14 protein-coding genes and 1 pseudogene are annotated in these 19,073 nt (G+C 60.7%); 8 read left to right on the forward strand and 7 right to left on the reverse strand.

Features of this window, described 5'->3' with window-relative positions; translation table 11 throughout:
• Positions 1 to 251: 251 nt before the first annotated feature.
• Positions 252 to 950, reverse strand: coding sequence for a ProQ/FinO family protein (locus FH08_RS54055; RefSeq protein WP_063771246.1), 699 nt, complete (start codon positions 948 to 950; stop codon positions 252 to 254).
• A 247-nt stretch (positions 951 to 1,197) separates the two neighbouring features.
• Complete coding sequence (locus FH08_RS0130785) at positions 1,198 to 1,779, reverse strand: DJ-1/PfpI family protein (RefSeq protein ID WP_031362046.1); 582 nt, start codon at positions 1,777 to 1,779, stop codon at positions 1,198 to 1,200.
• 343 nt (positions 1,780 to 2,122) lie between these two features.
• On the opposite strand from FH08_RS0130785, the pseudogene mnmD reads away from it, so the two are divergent.
• Together mnmD and FH08_RS0130800 are read left to right on the forward strand one after the other, a co-directional pair.
• A pseudogene (gene mnmD, locus FH08_RS0130790) lies at positions 2,123 to 2,836 on the forward strand (tRNA (5-methylaminomethyl-2-thiouridine)(34)-methyltransferase MnmD); the annotation flags it as partial.
• 358 nt (positions 2,837 to 3,194) lie between these two features.
• Positions 3,195 to 4,973, forward strand: a complete 1,779-nt coding sequence (locus tag FH08_RS0130800) for an IlvD/Edd family dehydratase (RefSeq protein WP_031362048.1) — start codon at positions 3,195 to 3,197, stop codon at positions 4,971 to 4,973.
• Between the two features lie 135 nt (positions 4,974 to 5,108).
• Here the strand turns inward: FH08_RS0130800 and FH08_RS0130805 are convergent, their stop codons facing one another.
• From FH08_RS0130805 to FH08_RS0130815, 3 genes are all read right to left on the reverse strand, one after another.
• Entirely contained in the window at positions 5,109 to 6,491 is a 1,383-nt protein-coding gene (locus tag FH08_RS0130805; protein WP_081889629.1) for a sigma-54 dependent transcriptional regulator, read from the reverse strand.
• Between the two features lie 178 nt (positions 6,492 to 6,669).
• Entirely contained in the window at positions 6,670 to 6,882 is a 213-nt protein-coding gene (locus tag FH08_RS0130810) for a hypothetical protein (protein ID WP_152602960.1), read from the reverse strand.
• Positions 6,883 to 7,111: 229 nt separating this feature from the next.
• A complete protein-coding gene (locus tag FH08_RS0130815; protein WP_031362051.1) occupies positions 7,112 to 8,083 on the reverse strand; it encodes a LysR substrate-binding domain-containing protein in 972 nt (323 codons plus the stop codon).
• A 102-nt stretch (positions 8,084 to 8,185) separates the two neighbouring features.
• Here FH08_RS0130815 and FH08_RS0130820 point away from each other — a divergent pair, with 102 nt between their 5' ends.
• From FH08_RS0130820 to FH08_RS0130845, 6 genes are all read left to right on the forward strand, one after another.
• Positions 8,186 to 9,262 carry an ABC transporter ATP-binding protein gene (locus FH08_RS0130820; RefSeq protein ID WP_031362052.1) on the forward strand — a complete coding sequence of 359 codons (1,077 nt, stop codon included), beginning with the start codon at positions 8,186 to 8,188 and terminating at the stop codon, positions 9,260 to 9,262.
• Between the two features lie 80 nt (positions 9,263 to 9,342).
• Positions 9,343 to 10,053: an HAD-IA family hydrolase gene (locus tag FH08_RS0130825; RefSeq protein ID WP_031362053.1), complete on the forward strand. Its 711-nt coding sequence runs from the start codon at positions 9,343 to 9,345 to the stop codon at positions 10,051 to 10,053.
• Positions 10,050 to 11,381, forward strand: coding sequence for an NAD(P)/FAD-dependent oxidoreductase (locus FH08_RS0130830; protein WP_031362054.1), 1,332 nt, complete (start codon positions 10,050 to 10,052; stop codon positions 11,379 to 11,381). The genes FH08_RS0130825 and FH08_RS0130830 overlap by 4 nt, the downstream gene beginning before the upstream one ends.
• A gap of 38 nt (positions 11,382 to 11,419) precedes the next feature.
• Positions 11,420 to 12,286 carry an ABC transporter permease gene (locus tag FH08_RS0130835; protein WP_031362055.1) on the forward strand — a complete coding sequence of 289 codons (867 nt, stop codon included), beginning with the start codon at positions 11,420 to 11,422 and terminating at the stop codon, positions 12,284 to 12,286.
• A 23-nt stretch (positions 12,287 to 12,309) separates the two neighbouring features.
• Positions 12,310 to 13,101, forward strand: coding sequence for an ABC transporter permease (locus FH08_RS0130840; RefSeq protein ID WP_031362056.1), 792 nt, complete (start codon positions 12,310 to 12,312; stop codon positions 13,099 to 13,101).
• Between the two features lie 22 nt (positions 13,102 to 13,123).
• Complete coding sequence (locus tag FH08_RS0130845; protein WP_031362057.1) at positions 13,124 to 14,551, forward strand: aldehyde dehydrogenase family protein; 1,428 nt, start codon at positions 13,124 to 13,126, stop codon at positions 14,549 to 14,551.
• Here FH08_RS0130845 and FH08_RS0130850 read toward each other — a convergent pair.
• Together FH08_RS0130850 and FH08_RS0130855 are read right to left on the reverse strand one after the other, a co-directional pair.
• Positions 14,539 to 16,218 (reverse strand): GMC family oxidoreductase, encoded by a 1,680-nt coding sequence (locus FH08_RS0130850; protein ID WP_031362058.1) that lies wholly within the window; start codon positions 16,216 to 16,218, stop codon positions 14,539 to 14,541. The genes FH08_RS0130845 and FH08_RS0130850 overlap by 13 nt on opposite strands.
• Before the next feature lie 1,065 nt (positions 16,219 to 17,283).
• Positions 17,284 to 18,699 (reverse strand): phosphomannomutase/phosphoglucomutase, encoded by a 1,416-nt coding sequence (locus FH08_RS0130855; RefSeq protein ID WP_031362059.1) that lies wholly within the window; start codon positions 18,697 to 18,699, stop codon positions 17,284 to 17,286.
• Positions 18,700 to 19,073 lie beyond the last annotated feature (374 nt).

Here is a 19,073-nt window from a genome sequence, read left to right on the forward strand (position 1 = left end):
CTCGGAGACCGTACGCGCGGCGCTAGAGTTAACCAAGCGGCGCGGGCGCCCCAGCGCATCTCGGCCCGGGTTATCTGGACAATATGGAGAAACGTACGGACGCAACAACATTGCCCAAACCGTTGGGGCAACGCTTCTGTTTCCGTGTGGGGCCGGTCGAAGTGCTCGTGCTGTGCCCACCAACTAGCTGTAGCGTAGTGGGTGGAAAGGAGGCTGCGGAACAGCCGCAAACCTCCTGTTCTCACATACTATTAATCGGCAACGTTCTCGGAATCCGGAACGGCTACCTTTTCAGCGACCGGTGCGTTCTCAGCAACCGGTGCGTTCTCGACCGCCGCCGCGCTCTCAGGAACTGCCGTCTTTTCGGGAGCAGCTGCCTTCGACGCGACTCTCGCCAGACGACCTTCTTCGAGCTTGGTCGCGCGGACGCCGTCTTCAGGCGACACCCGTCCGGCTTCCTCTCCGGAGAGGTCAACCCGGATTGCGCCTTCAACCATGGACGTCCAGTAACGGCTGCCACGGCACCAGATCTTGATCGCGGCGCGCAATTCCGTCTCGCTCAGCGCGAGTTCCGTGGCATGGGCGAGAAGATCTTCGAAAATTCCAATCTTCAGCGGCACCTTGGGCGACGGATTTTTCGGGAACGCTTTCGGGAACCGTTTTTGCAGTTTTCCGATGGTCAAGACGACGGGGTCCACGGGTTTCGACCTGACAGCGACCGGAGCAGGAGCAGCCGGCCGCGCCGCGGGCCGGGGATGGCGCGGCGGCTTGGCAACGGGTTTCGAGTCAGGCGCGGAGGCCTGCTTCGAGATCGGCTTGGCGGTCGGCTTCGAGGCGGGCTTCGAGGCAGGCTTGTGCGCAGGCTTCGCCACGGGCTTGGATTGCGCGCGTTTCGCCTGTTTTTCTTTCTCGAGTTGTTGTTTCAATACAGCGAGCTGTTCAAAGCCCATAGCACATGACCAGGCAAGTAAAACGTCAATTCTAGCAGCCCGCCGCGCCCGGCGTTCTGCAAGCCGGGGCGGGAAGGCAATCCTCAGGCAATTGCGACGCCTGTCGACGCCCATAATCGCCCCGAAACGGCAGTCAGACGTCGACAAATAGCGGGGTTAACCAAGATGACATCTGCACACCACGGACGCTCTCAAAGCCCTCTAATCAGGCCCCGGAAGCGTCCACCGCCGCAACTGCAGCAATCGTTCAGAGCGAGATTTCAGTTCCAAGCCGTGCGAGGAACTGACCGAGCCACTGCGGATGAGCGGGCCACGCCGGGGCCGTGATGAAATTGCCGTCTGTGACCGCGCTGTCCACCTCGATGTCCGCATAGTCTGCGCCGGCCAACCGGACTTCCGGTGCGCAAGCGGGGTAGGCCGAAATCCGCTTGCCGCGAATCACATCGGCGGCTGCCAGCAACTGCGCGCCGTGACAGACGGCTGCGATCGGTTTTTCAGCAGCAGCGAATTGCCGTACGATTTCGATTACCCGTTCGTTCAGCCGCAGGTATTCCGGTGCACGGCCGCCGGCGATCATCAGCGCGTCGTAGTGGGTGACATCGACGTCGTCGAAATTTGCATTCAGCGCGAACAGATGTCCCGGCTTTTCAGTGTAGGTCTGGTCGCCCTCGAAGTCGTGAATCGCGGTCTTGATCTTGTCGCCGCTCTTCTTTCCAGGGCATACGGCGTGCACTGTATGGCCGACCATTTGCAGCGCCTGGAATGGCACCATCGTTTCATAATCTTCCGCAAAATCGCCGGTCAGAAATAAGATCTTCTTGGCTGCCATCTTGTTCTCCTGTCAAAGAAAATCACGCACGAACGCGGCCCGGCCTACGCGGCCCGTCCTAACGCAGCCCGGCCTACGCGGCTCGGCCTACGCGGCCCGACCAAACCGGAACCACTCGATTTATCTTAGCGTGTCTTCATGGCAGAACGGGGATACTTTGCCGCTTGCCGGATAAATCGCGATTGAGCATCGAGCCGGAAGGAGGTTTTTCTTCAGAGCATTTTCCGCCTTAGGCCCGCCATTTTTGCTAACGTGCTGAACCTTCACGGGTCCGCGCGACAATGACGCGACCGTGGCCTTTCGAACTTGGTTCGCCGCGTTCCCTCCCTGACATCCGACCCGCATGACCGATCCGCTGATTCCCGCCACGCTTGCATTCCGCCCGAATGGGTCGCCGTATTCGCCCGAATACGGCGATATCTATCACAGCATAGTGGGCAGTCTTGCACAGTCGCACCATGTGTTTTTGCAGGGCAACGGCTTGCCCGGACGATGGCAAGGCCGTCAAACGTTCACCGTGCTCGAAACCGGTTTCGGCATGGGCATCAACTTCCTGACGACCTGGGCCGCGTGGGGCGCGGACCCCGAACGCGGCGAACGGCTGCATTTTGTATCGATCGAAAAGCACCCGTTTTCGGCGGACGATCTGGGTCGTGCCTACGCGGTGACCGTGGACGATGCGTCGGCCCTTGCACTGGCGGACGCGCTCATCGCAGCGTGGCCGGCAATGGAACCGGGCACGCATCAACTCGATTTCGACGATGGCAGCGTCACGCTGACGCTTATATTCGGCGACGCAGTGGATATCCTGCCCACCCTGCAATTGCGCGTCGACGCGTTTTATCTCGATGGTTTTGCGCCGGCGAAAAATCCTGAACTTTGGACGCCGGCGATCTTCAATTCACTCGCCGCCCTGGCAGTAGACGACGCGACGTTTTCCACCTACACCAGCGCCGGCGATGTGAAACGCGCGCTGTTGCAAGCGGGTTTTGAATATCGGAAAGTAGCAGGCTTTGGATGGAAACGCGCGATGCTCGTGGGCCGCTTTGCGCCGCGCTAAGAGGCTGGTGGCAAGCCGTATAACGCGCGCGCATTGCGGGTGGGAATCGCGTTGAGCACTGCTTCGTCCGGCGCCGCCGATCCGCAGGATATTCGAGGCGTTGCCGATGATTCCCGCCATGAAACACGCGATCGCTCATTGGCTAAACGATGATCAATGGTGCACAGTACGTCCACCGCTCGAGCACTCGGACCGCGATGGCGGCGGCGCGCCTGATCGAACAGTTGACGGCAGTCAGCTTCACTATGCCGGGAGCATCGCAATAGACTCCATAGACGCTCACGCTGCCTTGGCAAACTGGAATCCAACCGATGCCAAGGCGCGATACATCATTTATTGAATAGGGTATTCCCCAATGACCGATCAATCCGACAAGCCGGATGACAAGCATGGTAAGCAGCAAGCCCCGGCCCCTGCGACCGGCATGAAACGAGGCCTGACCTCGTACGGCGACCAGGACTTTTCGCTGTTCTTGCGCAAGGCTTTCATCAAGGGCGCCGGTTATACCGACAAGGCCCTGAACCGGCCGGTGATCGGTATCGTCAATACGGGGAGTGCCTATAACCCGTGCCACGGCAACATGCCGCAACTGATTGAAGCGGTGAAGCGCGGTGTGATGCTTGGCGGCGGCTTGCCGATGGACTTCCCGACCATCTCCATTCACGAAAGCTTTGCGTCGCCTACATCCATGTACCTGCGCAATCTTATGTCGATGGATACCGAGGAAATGATTCGCGCGCAGCCCATGGATGCGGTCGTTCTCATAGGCGGTTGCGACAAGACCGTGCCCGCGCAATTGATGGGCGCAGCGTCCGCCGGCACGCCTGCCATCCAGCTCATCACCGGTTCCATGCTGACCGGCTCGCACCGTGGCGAACGCGTGGGCGCATGCACCGATTGCCGTCGCTACTGGGCGAGGTTCCGCGCGACCGAGATCGACGAGGAAGAGGTCGCCGACGTCAACAACCAGCTGGTCGCGAGCGTGGGAACATGTTCGGTGATGGGCACCGCGAGCACCATGGCCTGTATCGCGGAAGCGTTGGGCATGACGGTTCCCGGCGGCGCGTCGCCTCCTGCAGTGACGGCCGACCGGATTCGCGTGGCGGAAGAAACGGGCGCGCAAGCGGTTCGGATGGCGCTCGACGGTCTCACCATCGACAAGATTCTCACCGCAAAAGCCTTCGAAAATGCGATGCGCGTGCTGCTGGCCATTGGCGGCTCGACGAATGCGATCGTTCATCTGACTGCGATCGCCGGACGACTGGGGCATCGGATCGATCTGGACACGCTCGACAGGATGGGCAAGGAAACGCCCGTACTGCTGGACCTGAAACCGACTGGCCAGCACTACATGGAAGACTTCCACAAGGCGGGCGGCATGGCTACGTTGCTGCGCGAACTCAAGCCGTTGCTCCATCTGGACGCGCTGACCGTCACCGGGCGCACGCTTGGAGAGGAGATCGAGCTTGGCGGACCCGGATATCATCAGGACGTTGTACGTTCATTTAGTGATCCGATCTATCCGCAAGGCGGCCTGGCGGTATTGCGCGGCAATCTCGCGCCGGGTGGCGCGATCATCAAGCAATCGGCTGCCGATCCGGCGTTGATGGAACATGAGGGGCGCGCGGTCGTATTCGACGATCTCAAGGACATGATTAGCCGTATCGACGACGAAGCGCTCGACGTCACCGCGCAAGACGTTCTTGTGCTGAAGAACATTGGCCCTGTCGGTGCACCGGGGATGCCCGAAGCGGGTTACATCCCCATTCCACGCAAGCTGGCGCGAGCGGGCGTCAAGGACATGGTTCGGATCTCCGATGGCCGCATGAGCGGCACCGCGTTCGGCACGATTGTTCTGCACGTCACGCCGGAAGCAGCGATCGGCGGCCCCCTTGCCCATGTCCGCAACGGGGACCGGATTCGTTTGAGCGTGATCAACCGGGAGATTGCGCTGCTTGTCCCGGAAGCTGAATTGCATCAGCGTGCGCTCGACAACCCTGTGGTTCGTCCGACCGCAGGACGTGGTTACAGAAAGCTGTTTTTGCAGACGGTGACGCAAGCGGATGAGGGGGTGGACTTTGATTTCCTGCAGAGCGAAAGTCTGCGGCAGGAGAACAAGGCGGGTGAAAAATAGAGGGTGTCGGTGGGCTAAAAAAATCGCGTTCCGGGCCGCGCCTGGCATACAGGTGAAAACACAGGCGAATACGCAGGCGAATCGAGGATCCGCGTGCGGCGCAACCGTATCAACCGTATTGCGCCGCAACAGGAGCTAGTCCTGGTCGAGACCCGATGGTGTCTCTGCATCCCGCATGTTGTAGGCGGACAGGATCCGGTACAGGGTCACCCGGGATACACCGAGTTCGCGCGCCGCGTCGCCGACGCGTCCGCGATTTCTCAGCAAGGCCATTTCGATTGCCTGCCGCTCTCCCACTTCGCGCGCCTGCGCAAGGGACATGGGCACGCACTCGGCAAACTCGCCGAGTTCGAGATCATGCGCGCCGATCAGGCGGCCTTCGGTCATTACAATCGCGCGCCGGACGCGGTTGATCAGCTCTCGCACATTGCCAGGCCAGCTATAGTTATGGATCGCGGCGATGGCGTCAGGAGCGAAACCGCGTATGCGCCGGCTAGCGTCTTTCTCGAATCGCTCCAGCATGTGCCGGGCCAGCAATTCAATGTCCTTGCCCCGTGCCCGCAACGGCGGCTCGTCGATCTGCAGCACGCACAACCGATGGTAAAGGTCAGAGCGAAACCGGCCTTCAACCATGGCCGTCTGCATGTCCACGTGAGTGGCCGAAACAATGCGTACGTCCACGGCCGTGGACTCATGGCCGCCCAGGCGCTCGATCTTGCGCTCCTGAAGAAAGCGCAACAGGCTCGCCTGGCTCTCTAGCGGCAAGTCGCCTATCTCATCGAGGAACAGCGTGCCGCCGTTCGCCGCTTCAACGCGCCCTATCTTGCGCTGGTTTGCGCCGGTGAACGCACCGCGTTCATAACCAAATAACTCGGACTGCAAGAGATGAGCGGGGATGGCCCCGCAGTTGATCGCCACAAACGGTTCGTTGCGCCGCACCGAGCGCGTGTGAATGGCGGCCGCCGTCAGTTCCTTACCCGTTCCCGATTCGCCGGAGATGAACACGGGGGCATCGGTCATGGCTACTTTGCGGATCGCGCGAAAGAGCGCAAGCATGGCGTCGCATGAGCCGATCATGTCGCCTTCGGCGTTGCTGTCGTTCTTCGCGTTGACCGGGTCGCGTGAGCCGCCGTCATGCAACGCAGCGATTCCGTATGCGTGGCCCAGTGCGTTCAAGATGCGCTCGCCCGACGCAGGGAGCGTTACATAATCAAAGCAAAAATCCCGGACGAGACGCCTGATAGTTGAATCTTCAAGTTGCGCCGGCGACAAGAGCGCCAGCCAGCCCACAGTCTTTACCGATAGCCAGGTTTCCGCCAGCCGCAGATTGGCTGCAACGTTTCGCGCCGAGAAATCGAGTAACCCCCCGCTGGGCTTCGATGAGAAATTCCCCGGCTCACGGTGCAGTTCCAGGGATTTGACCGTCCAGCCGCGTGTATCCAGGAGCGAGCGAAGTTCGAGCGTCAAAGGATCGCCTACGTAAAACAGATGCCTGGGAAGCGATGAAGAATCAGCCATGCAAGTCATACCGGTTAGTTATAGCGAACACCGCTATCAAGACGCTGCGGGGTCAGCACATTCTGGGCACGTGGCGAAAATTGCAGTTGCCGTCCGTACGAAAACTGCACGCGCCTTAGTTATATCGACTCAGTACGCGAAAACTTGAAGGAATAGAAGTTTGACCGGCTGTCCGTGGTCATGCCATAAAGCCCCGTTTGAATTTCGCGTTTGTCTTGGGTTTGTCTTCGGTGAGCATCAAGAAGAAACAGGTAGCAAGTTTCTTGTCCTCACCGGCAAGCATTTTTTGCGGCAACCCGCTTTTATAGCTCTTAATATCACATGTTGTCTGCGCGTGTTGCCGGGCCGTTTCCTTTTTGCCACCTTGACTCATTATTTCACGAGATTTCACGTTCGCCCATTGCGGCTATGGACCACGGTCGATTGTTATAAGAACCCAACACGTCGGGCGAGTTCGAATCAGCTGCCGATTAACCAGTTTCGGCATCGGCGATGGAGGCAAATAATACTAATCTAGGCTGAAAATAGCGCTTTAGCCAGATTATTTGTATGAAGGTAACGAGGACCCGAGTAGCGGGGCCGGGCCCATATCGGATCTATCGGGTTAGCCCTAACCCGCATCATCCCAACACCAGCCCCGCACCCTTTAGCGCATCGCGAATTCCAAGCGCGGGATAGGCCTGGTCGACGGTGCGCATGTCCGCACGCGTCTCCTCGACAATCCAGTCCCGGATCGCTTCGACCACCGGACGCATCGGCCGGCTTTCTGGCGATACCAGACAACACCGCCTGCTGGTCACGAGCAACTCCTGCTCGGCCGGCAGCAACGCGCCTTCCGCCAGCCAGTGCGAGACGACGTTGAGCCAGCCAAGCGCGATTCCTTGCCCGAGCAGCGCAGCCTGCACGACGATCGCGTAGTCGTTGAAGCTCAGCATGCTGGCCGCACGCCGTTTGTGTTCGCTAAACGCGCTGAAGCGGTCATGCCAGCCACGCTCGCCATCGTCCATGACGATCACGGTGTCTCCATGCGTGGCGGCCTCATCCAGCAGCGCCTGTTCGTGATAGTGGCGGTTGCACACCGGCAGGAGGACTTCAGGCATCACCAGGACGCTGTTCGCACCTATCTCGTCCTGCGTCATGAAGCGCATGCCAAGATCGACGTCGACAAGCGGTCCGCCAATGCGCCCGGAGATCAGTTGAAAGCGCAGGTCGACAGAAGGAAATGCCTGGTTGAGCCGGTTCATGCGCGGCATCAGCCAGTGTGTGGTGAATGCGGTCGAAACCGATAACGTCACCGACTCCACCCCCGTTGCGCGCGCCTCGATCTCGCGGATCGCACCTTCGATTCCGCTAAAGCCCTCGGAGATTTTCCGGTAGAGGATCCGGCCGTTCTCCGTCAGTTCGATGCCGCCGCGCACGCGCTCGAACAAACGCACGCCCAGATGGTCTTCCATGCGCGCCAGCATCCGGCTAACCGCGGGCTGGCTGACGTACAGCTCCTGCGCCGCGCGGGTAAAGTTGCCGCAACGCGCGGCAGCTTCAAACACGAACAGCGCATTCGCGCTTGGCAGTTTCTTGCGTAGATTGGGCATGACCTCATGTTATGCCTGATCCAACAATTCGGGAATTGCCGCCAATAAAAGCGCGCCGTATATTTTGATCAACCGAAGACTGACAGGGCGAGAAAACACGGTATGGATGCAAGGGCGAAAGCAGGTGTATCGATCCGGTCGGCCACGAAGCGCTACGGTTCCGTGGTCGCGCTGGACGACGTATCGCTTGATATTGCGCCCGGCGAATTCGTTTCTCTGCTGGGTCCCTCCGGCTCGGGCAAGACCACGTTGCTCGGCATTCTGGGTGGCTTCGTCCAGCCGAGTTCCGGTGCGGTGTGGGTAGGCGAGCGGGATATTACATACGCGCCGCCGCACAAGCGCGAAATCGGCATCGTGTTCCAGAACTACGCGCTGTTCCCGCATATGACGGTCGGCGAGAACGTCGCGTTCCCTCTGCGCGCCCGGCGCCAGCCGAAAGCGGGCTGGGCTCGCAAGGTGTCGGATGCCCTGGCGATGGTCGAGCTGAGCGGTTATGAAAGCCGCGGTGTTGCCCAGTTGTCGGGCGGCCAGCGTCAGCGCGTGGCGCTCGCTCGGGCGATGGTCTTCGAGCCGCAACTGATCCTGATGGACGAACCGCTGTCCGCGCTCGACAAGCAGTTGCGCGAGACCATGCAGATCGAATTGCGCCGCTTGCACAGGAAGCTGGAAGCGACGATTGTCTATGTCACCCACGACCAGCGCGAGGCGCTCACCATGAGCGACCGCGTGGCCGTGCTCCGCAATGGCCGGCTGGTCCAGATCGATACGCCGGAGCGCCTTTACGACCGCCCGTGCGATGCGTTCGTGGCGAGTTTCATCGGCGAGGCGACGTTGCTCGACGTGACCCGTGCCGGCGATAACGCCGTGACGCTCGGCGGTATTGTTCTGCGAACGGCACATCCTTTGCCGCCCGGCGAGAAGCTTTTGCTGGCGGTGCAGACCGAAAAGCTGGTGATCGACGGCGGGTATGAAAGGCCTGGCGCGAACAAGTTGGTATGCCGTGTCAGTGAGGTGCTGTACCAGGGCGAGAGCTTGCGCGTGTTCGCCACGCTCGCCGACGGCACGCCGATCAGCCTGAGGCAGCCCGGCAGTCACGACGCACGACAACGCATTCCCGCGCCCGGCGCCGAGATGACGGTCTTGCTCGATCCGCAGGACACCATCGTCGTTCCTGCCTGAATTGTCGTATGCCTGTCGTATGCCCGTGAAGACGGGCAACACAGTGAAGGTTTCAAACAAACTATAGAGGATTACGAATCATGAAGCTGAAGGATTTCAAGGTACTGACGTTCGATGTGGTCGGCACGCTAATCAATTTCGAAAGCGGTGTGCTGGCGTCGGTACGGCGCCTGGGCGGCGCAAAGGCGAAAGATCTCACTGACGACCAGATCTTCGAACCCTACATGCGTGGCCGAGCGGCGTTTCCCGGCCGTTCCAGCCAGGCGATGGCAAGCGTTTATCAGTCGCTCGCCAACGAACTTGGCTTAGCCGCGGATGACGAGACCGCTGCTGCGTTCCAGCGCGACGTGCTCGACTGGCCCGCGTTTGAAGACTCGGTGGCGGCGCTCAAGCGGCTGCGCAAGCACTATCGGCTGGTTGCCATGACCAACGCCGACCGCGTGGCGTTGTCGGCCTACGCTCACACGCTAGGCGATCCGTTCGACGACACAGTATGTGCCGATGAAACCGGCGTCGCCAAGCCGGACCCGCAATTCTTTGCGTATAACCGCGGCCGTCAGGCAGCGTTCGGCTATAAGTTCAGCGAGATCTTGCACACGGCGCAAAGCCAGTATCACGACATTGGTGTTGCGACCGAGCTGGGTTATGCGACCTGCTGGATCGAGCGTCGTCAGGGCATGAAGGGTTTCGGCGCGACCCCCACGCCCAGCGCCGTCATCACGCCGACGTTCAATTTCTCCACACTCGCCGCACTCGCCGACGCAGTGGAAGCTGAAGCGCGCGCCGCATGAAGCAAACGGTGATCCGGCCGGGCGCGCCCTCGCTATGGGTCGACATGGCGGGGGCTGCGCCCTCAGCGGACGCGCCCGTCAGCACGGGCGCGCCACTCGATCGCGATATCTCTGTCGAGGTGGCGGTGATCGGCGCGGGCTACTCGGGATTATCAGCGGCGCATGCGTTGCAACAGCGCGGCGTGCAAACAGTCGTACTCGATGCCAATCCGGTCGGCTGGGGTGCGAGCGGACGCAATGGCGGTGTGGTGTCGTCGAAGTTCCGCTTGTCGTTCCCCGCGATCGAGCGCTTGCATGGCATTCAAACCGCGAAGACCATGCATCGCCTCGCCCACGACGGCGTGCGCGTGGTCGAGCAGTTCATCGATGAATTCAAGCTCGGCCAGGCCCGTTTCGAACACACCGGCAGCCTGCGCTGCGCCCACACCGAACGCGCATTTGCCTCCATTCGCGCCGAGGCGGAGTGGGTGAAGCAACAACTCGGCGACACCACGATGACCGTCCAATCGCGCGCCGAGGTCGAGCATGAAACGGGATCGAAGGCGTTTGTCGGCGGCGTGCTCAGCACGGACGCGGGCACCATCCTGCCGCTTGAATACGTGCGTGGAATCGCCGCCGGCCTCACGCGGCGCAAGGTGGATATCTACGAATCGACGCCCGTGCTCGAGATGACCCGCGCAGACGGCAGCGGCGGCGTGACCTTGCGCACGCCGAACGGCACGGTCCGTGCGAAGCAGGTGATCGTCGGCACGAATGCCTATTCGAACCTGACGCCCGCAACCTCTGCTTATCAACGCGAGCTGGTGCCGTTCCGCAGCGCGATGATCGCGACGGAACGTTTGCCTGCCGTACTCGATGCCCGCCTGATGGTCGAGCGCCGCAGCTATACCGAGACGCGGCGCACGATGAAGTGGTTTCGCAAGGTCGACGGCCGCATGCTGTTCGGCGGTCGCGATGCGTTTGGCAAGGAAGGGCAGACGACCGGCTTCGATGCGCTGCAGCGTGCGATGGTCGAGCTCTTTCCGGATCTGGCCGGCGTGCGCGTAGAGTACCAATGGTCGGGTTATGTCGGCATGACGTTCAACTCGCTGCCGCATGTGGGCCGCAGTGACGACACGACGACTTTTTGTCTCGGGTATAACGGGGCGGGGGTCGCGATGGCGAGTTTGCTCGGCCAGCACGCGGCAGCGCTTGCACTGGGCGAAACGCCGGAGCTTTCGCTGCTTGCGGCGTCCGGCTTGAACCCGGTGCCTTTCCATTCACTGCGTGCGCCGGCCGTTCGCCTGGTGGCCGCGTGGTATCAATTCCTCGATGCCGTGGGGGCGTGATGAGGGGCGCCGCACAGACCTTTCAAGGACAGACAGCAATGCACGCAACGCCTGCCGATCCTTCCATCCTGCATCAACGCCGCGAAGATCGCACGATGCTGCTGCTGATGACGCCCGCGCTGTTGGTGATCGTGTTGCTGCTGGTCGTGCCGCTTGCATGGCTCTCGTGGCAGTCCATCTGGGACCACGGCTTCACGTTCGAGAACTACCGGCGCATGTTCTCGGGCGTGTACCTCGACACGTTCTTGCTCACTTTTAAGCTCAGCATGATCGTGACGGTCATGACCTTGCTGCTCGGGTATCCGGTGGCGTATCTGGCGGCGTCCGTACCGCCGAAGGTCAGTGCGCTGATACTTGGCATGGTCATCCTGCCGTTCTGGACCAGCGTGCTGGTGCGTACTTATGCCTGGCTCGTGTTGCTGCAGCGCACAGGCGTGGTCAACAAGGCGCTGATGGCAAGCGGCCTGATCGATCATCCGTTGCAACTCGCTTATAACCAGCTCGGCACGGTGGTCGCCATGGTGCATATCCTGTTGCCGTTCATGGTGCTGCCGCTCTATTCGGCGATGCAGAAAATCCCGCAGAACCTCTCGCAAGCCGGCGCAAGTCTCGGCGGCTCTCCGCTGCATGTGTTTACGCGCGTGTTCCTGCCGTTATCGATGAGTGGGGTGGTGGCAGGCATTACGCTTGTCTTTATCCTGTGCCTCGGCTTCTACATTACGCCCGAGCTGATGGGCGGCGGCAAGTCGGTCATGGTGTCCATGGTCGTGAGCCGCAACGTGGAAATCTACAATAGCTGGGGCGCGGCGAGTGCGGTCAGTGTCGTGCTGCTGGTCTGTGTGTTCGCCATCTTCTATGCGGCGAGCCGCGTGGTCCCGCTTGAAAAAACCCTGGGTGCGAAATGAGCGGAATAACCCACATGAACGATATGAAGCCCCTTTCGTTCGGCCGCGTCGTCCTCGGCTTTGGCGTCGTACTGATCCTCGTGTTCCTGATGGTGCCGATCCTGATCGTCGTGCCGCTTTCGTTCTCCGACACGCGCTTCATGACGTTCCCGCCACCCGGCTACTCGCTGCGCTGGTATCACGCGTTCTTCAGCAATCCGGCGTGGATAGATGCTGCGCGAACCACGCTGATTGCGTCGACCAGCGCCGCGCTGATCGCCACGCCGCTGGGGGTGGCGGCCGCTTATGCGATCCAGAACGGCACGCATCGCAGCATTCGTTATCTGCGTACCGTGCTCATGTTGCCGCTCATGGTGCCTATTATCATTGTCGCGGTGGGTGTGTTTTTCGTGTACTCGCAGATGGGGTACGTGAATACCCTCGGTGGTTTGGTTGTCGCGGACACCATGCTCGGTTTGCCTTATGTGCTTATTTCCGTAGGTGCCGACCTGCGTACCTTCGACCCTACCCAGGAGATGGTTGCGCGCAGTCTCGGCATGAACCGCTTGCGCAGTTTCATGACGGTCACGCTGCCGCAGATCAAGTCGAGCGTGACTTCCGGCGCGGTGTTTGTATTCATCCAGGCGCTGGATGAAACGGTGGTCGCGCTGTTTGTGTCCGGCGGCTCGAACCAGACGCTTACACGCCGCATGTTCGTCACCTTGCGCGACGAAATCGATCCGACCATTGCCGCGATCAGTACCATATTGACTGCCCTGACGCTATGCCTTGTAATGATTGTGGTGGTGAGCCGCAAGTCATCCGCACGCGCCTGAACGAAACTTGACGGGGACCAGAATGAGCCATGCACTGCAGTTTTATATAGGCGGCGAGTGGGTCGCGCCACTGGGCCACGCGCGCCTGCCGGTCGTCGATCCCTCAACCGAGGAAGTCTTTGCCGAGATCGCGATGGGCACGCCCGCCGATGTCGACCGCGCAGTCGCCGCAGCGCGCCACGCGTTCGCGTCGTTTTCATCGACCACGCCCGACGAACGGCTTGCATTGATCCGCAAGATACTCGAAGCCTACGGTGAACGTTATGACGAAATGGCGCGGATCATCTCGCGAGAAGTAGGCGCGCCGCGTGCACTGGCGCATGGTTGGCAAGCCGGACTCGGCACGCGGCACCTGAAGGAACTGATTCGAACCTGCGAGGCATTCACTTGGCAAAGAAGCAAAGGGACGACACTCATTACGCATGAGCCTATTGGCGTTGTCGCGTTGATTACGCCGTGGAACTGGCCGATCAACCAGATTGTCTGCAAGGTTGCGCCTGCCATCGCAGCGGGTTGCACGATGGTGCTCAAGCCTAGCGAAGTGTCGCCGTTGAACGCGCTTCTCTTCGCCGAGATACTGGATGCGGCAGGCGTTCCGCCGGGCGTCTTCAATCTTGTGAACGGCGATGGCCCGACGGTTGGCGCAGCGTTATGCAGTCATCCCGATGTGGACATGGTGTCGTTCACGGGATCTACGCGCGCAGGTATCCAGATCGCCACGCTGGCCGCGCCGACAGTCAAGCGAGTGCATCAGGAACTGGGCGGTAAATCGGCGAACCTGATTCTCGATGACGCCGATCTCGACGCTGCGGTGACCGCGGGCGTCAACGCTTGCTTCGGCAATAGCGGCCAGTCGTGCAATGCGCCCACGCGCATGTTCGTGCCCGCCGCGCGTCATGAGGAGGCGGTGGCCATTGCACGCCGGGCGGCTGAAGCCCACGTAGTCGGTCCCGCCGATGCGCCCGGCATCACGCTGGGACCCGTGGTCAGCGAGTTGCAGTTCGAGCGGATCCAGCGGTTGATTCAAACCGGCGTGGACGAGGGCGCGCGCGTGGTGACCGGCGGCCCCGGCCGCCCTGAAGGACTGACACGCGGTTACTTCGTCCGGCCGACCGTATTCGCCGGTGTGACCCCGGACATGACCATTGCGCGCGATGAAATCTTCGGTCCGGTGCTCGCTATCCTGCCGTATCGCGATGAGGAAGAGGCCATCGCCATGGCAAACGACAGCGTGTTCGGCCTGGCCGCGTATGTGCAATCCGCGGATCTCGAGCGTGCCCGGCGCGTCGCGTTCCGCTTGCGCGCGGGCAGCGTCCATCTCAACTATCCCGCGTGGGATGCGGGCGCGCCGTTCGGCGGCTACAAACAATCGGGCAATGGCCGCGAGTATGGCGAATGGGGCCTCGAAGCATTTCTCGAGGTCAAGGGTATCGTGGGTTACGGCGCCTGACGTGCTTCCGAGTGGATCATGTCGGCGATCCGCTCGGCGATCATGATGGTCGGTACGTTCGTGTTCGCGCACGGAATGGAGGGCATCAGCGAGGCATCGCAGACGCGCAGGTTCTGCACGCCGTAGACGGCGCCCGACGAGTCCGTGACGGCTGCCGGATCATCGGCGGAACCCATCCTGCATGTTCCCGAAGGGTGCCATGTGCCACCGACCGAATGCGTGACGAACTGCGTTAATGCGTGGTCGTTGGCGAGCAGCCCATCGAGGGAAACGCCTTGCGTCACCAGCCGGTGAATCAAGCCCTTTCGCCACGGCCCGGCCCAATCCAGCAGCGCGCTCAACGCCCCGCGCTGAATCGCGTTGGCAGTTCCCGGCACCGCTACTTTCGCGACTCGCGGGGAATAACTCGATGGAAAGATGGCGCTTTGGTGCGCAGCCATTGAGGGGGCCGCCAGCGTCTCTGCACCGAAGCGAATGGCAAGCTTCAGGCGGTCCAGGTCGCGTAAGTCGGAGAGCATGTTGAACTCGACGGCGGGTTCATCGAGCGGGTTCGCCGATGTCAGCGTGACTCTGCCGCGCGAGTACGATTTGTTGACCCAGAAGAAGATCGTCCCCAGCCGATAGCCAATCGAATGCCAGCCCGAACGCGACAGGATCGCGCCGTGCATGTCGCCCTCAACCGTTCCTCCCAACCCCGACGAAAAGCGCACGATGGCCTGCTCATGGTGTTCATCGGGGAAGGGCGTACGGGCGGACTTCGGCAGAAAGGCGGACACGGCGATGGACGGATGTTCCATCAGATTGCCGCCCACTCCAGGCCGGTCCGCAAGCAGTGGAATGTGCAGTGCAGCGAGGCTATCTGCTGGACCGATGCCGCTGCGCAGCAGGATCGCGGGGCTATGGATTGCGCCCGCGCACACGATCACGTTGGCGGCGTGCACGGCCTCGCCTGAACCGAGTAAAGCGCCGATTGCCTGGGTGCAGGAGAACAGTACACGGTCCACACTCTCGCCGGTCCTGATCGTCAGGTTGGGGCGTTGGCGTACGGCATCCGTGAGATAACAGACCGAGGTTGGAATCCGTTCACCCGCGGCGCTGACTGCAATTGCGCCGACGAAGGTTCCGTCTTGCCACGGACCGTTTTGATCATCGAGGCGAGGATGACCGCGGTGCTCAAGGGTTGATAGCACGGCGCGCACGAACGGCGAGATACGCGGCCACTCGGTGCGTTTGATGCGCAGCGGACCGGTCCCGCCGTGCAGTTCGCCGGCGAAGTCGACATCTGTTTCGAGCTTGCGAAAGTAGGGTAGGCAGGTGGTCCAGTTCCAGCCGTGCGCGCCGAGCGTTTCCCATTCGTCGTAGTCGGCGGGGGCGCCGCGATTCGCCATCAGCGCGTTGATGGCCGAGCCGCCGCCGAGGATGCGTGCCTGTTCATAGCGGCGCGGCTGGGATGCGCCGCTCATCCTGGCGGTGAGGCGCTGCCAGATGTTGGTGGGGTCGAGATACGCACGGCCTGGATAGCGGCTGCGGATAGCCGCGGGCATGCTGGTCGCGGAAATGGGTCGGCCGGCTTCGATCAGGCAAACGGTCTTGCCGGCGTCTTCTGATAGGCGCGCGGCGAGCACGCAGCCCGCCGAGCCACCGCCGAGAATGAGGTAGTCGATCAAGGTTTGACTGTCATTTCGTTCGCACTTGGGGGGTGGTCCAGGTTCTGGGGTTAGCCGTTGGGGTCAGTGCCAGGTTCCAGGGTTTGCGGTCGGGGTCGATGCCAGGTTCCTGCGTTAGCGGTCGGGGTCAGTGCCGGGTTGTTGCTTTCAGCGTTAGTGGTCTGCTTAGGTTGCCTAATTTCTTTATCACTATTAGCCACTGTGCGTGGCGGCACGTCATTTCTTTGTCCAAAGCGACAAAGAAACGAAGCAAAGAAAACGCTTTCAGAACGAGGGCTCGTAAGTTGACCTAGCGTGCAGTTTCCACGTTTTTGGCACCCCAAAAGCACGGTGCTCGCCAGAACGACGGATGTTTGAACCCCTCCTTCTCGCGAATTCTTACACGCACACGCTTCGCCCCGTACGCTCTCGGGCAAGCACGCTTGCCCAACAACCAGCTCGGCCTCACGCGTATCTGCTGCCGCGGCTCTTCGTGGGTTAGCTGCTTGGTCGGCATGATCGGCGCGGTTATTTTTGTCGGTAGGGCCTCATCTATCCGAGCGCCTTGTTTCGAGGCGGGTTGGCGACGTGGTTCGGCGCGAGTTCATATTCGGTGGGTGGTCGTCCGCGGATAGCGCGGGGTGTTCCTTGGGCAGGTTCAGTCACTGGTGGCGAAGCGTGTGGGTATCCGTGTTCGGAGAAAGAGGGTTTCACACATCCGTCGCTCTTGCGAGCACCTCGCTTTTGGGGTGCCAAAAACTTGGAAACTGCACGCTAGGTCAACTTACGAGCCCTCGTTCTGAAAGCGTTTTCTTTGCTTCGTTTCTTTGTCGCTTTGGACAAAGAAATGACGTGCCGCCACGCACAGTGGCTAATAGTGATAAAGAGAAAATCCGAATCACGCAGACCGCTAAGGCCGAAAGCAGCAACCCGGCATTGACTCCGACCGCTAACGCAGGACCCTGGCGCCCCGGCACGAACCCCGACCACTAACCCCCGAAACCCCCACCATCGCAACACCACCCAACACCGCCCCAGACCACTCCGCACCGGCAAACCCTCTCGGTCCACCGGCGCGAGCAAAAATCAGAACGGCAATTGGGCGTCGGCCTTCTCCGCCAAAATCACCCGACGAAAATCTTCCTGAATCCGCTTGAGCGCTTCCTCACTATCAGCTTCAAACCGCATAACCACCACCGGCGTAGTATTCGACGACCGCGCAAGCCCGAAACCATCCGGATACTCCACCCGCAGCCCATCAATAGTCAGCACATCGTCCGCGCCGGTGAACTTCGCATTCTTCTGCATCTTCGCGATAAGCTCAAAATTCTCACCCTCATTCAGCTTCAGCTGCAACTCGGGCGTGGACAACGAATTCGGCAAATCATTGAGCAGCTTGCTCGGATCAGCCACCCGCGACAGAATTTCAAGCAGCCGCGCGCCGGTATACAGACCATCATCAAAGCCATACCAGCGATCCTTGAAAAACACGTGACCGCTCATCTCACCCGCCAACGGCGCACCCGTTTCCCGTAGCTTCGCCTTCACCAGCGAGTGACCCGTCTTCCACATCACCGGCTCACCGCCCTGGTCACGAACCCACTTAGCCAAATTGCGCGTGCACTTGACGTCATAAATGATCTGCCCACCCTTGTTGCGCGACAACACTTCCTGCGCAAACAACATCAACTGACGATCCGGATAAATGATCTGGCCATCCTTCGTGACAACTCCCAGACGGTCCCCGTCGCCATCGAAGGCAAAACCGATTTCCGCATCCGTCTCCTTCAACGCCTTGATCACGTCCTGCAGGTTTTCCGCATGCGCCGGATCGGGATGGTGATTCGGGAACGTCCCGTCAATGTCAGTGAACAACTCGACGATCTCGCAACCCAACGCCCTGAACAAACGCGGCGCAAGTTCGCCAGCCACGCCGTTACCCGCATCGAGCACGATTTTGATCGGACGCACAGGCTTGATGTCGCTGACAATCCGGTCAAGGTAGACCTGCTGGATATCGTATTCGGTGTACGTGCCCGCGCCGCTCGTGAAGTCGTCATTCACAATGCGCTGATACAACGCCTGGATCTGGTCGCCATAGATCGCGGCGCCACGCAACACCATCTTGAAGCCGTTGTAGTCGGGCGGGTTGTGGCTCCCCGTCACCACAATGCACGAATCCACCCGGCGCTCGCCCTCAGGCAACGCGATCGGCACGCTGGCGCCGAAATAACCCACGGGCGTCGGCACCATGCCAAGGTCGACAACGTCCACGCCGGCTTCACGCAAGCCGTCAGCAAGCGCGCCTACAAGCTCCGGACCCGACAACCGGCCGTCACGAGCCACGACGACCGAGTCGCCACCCTGATTGCGGATCTCGCTGCCGAATGCGCGGCCAATGGCGCGCGCGACGCCAGCATCGACGGTCTTGCCCACGATGCCACGAATGTCGTAAGCCTTGAAAATGGACTGGGTAACTGGTACTTGCGGTGACTGGCTCATGGAATGGCTACCTGACTAATAATTTAAATGGTTCCGGGGCATCCCGAAGCGTCCCGGGTCACGGAGACCCCTTGATACAGACCTGCGGCCAACGATAAAAAGACCTGACTCGGCCAACGCACGAACGGCCAGAAACAATACCGGACGATGCACGAAAAATAACGAAAGAAATTCGACTCGCGTAGCCTCAAACCCGCTGGCCCCTCTTCAAAGGCCGCTCAGCGAGTATCAACCACACGTCAACCACGCAGTTGCGCTGACTGTTCGCACCTATAATCGCAGTCTTTCCGCGCGGACCTGCGCAAATATTCTAATCCAATGCCCGGACGCTTTTTCACCGCGAAGTACAAACGTCACACCGAATGGCGGGAAAC

Source organism: Caballeronia sordidicola, from assembly GCF_000729995.1.
In the GTDB taxonomy this organism is placed as follows: Bacteria; Pseudomonadota; Gammaproteobacteria; order Burkholderiales; family Burkholderiaceae; genus Caballeronia; species Caballeronia sordidicola_A.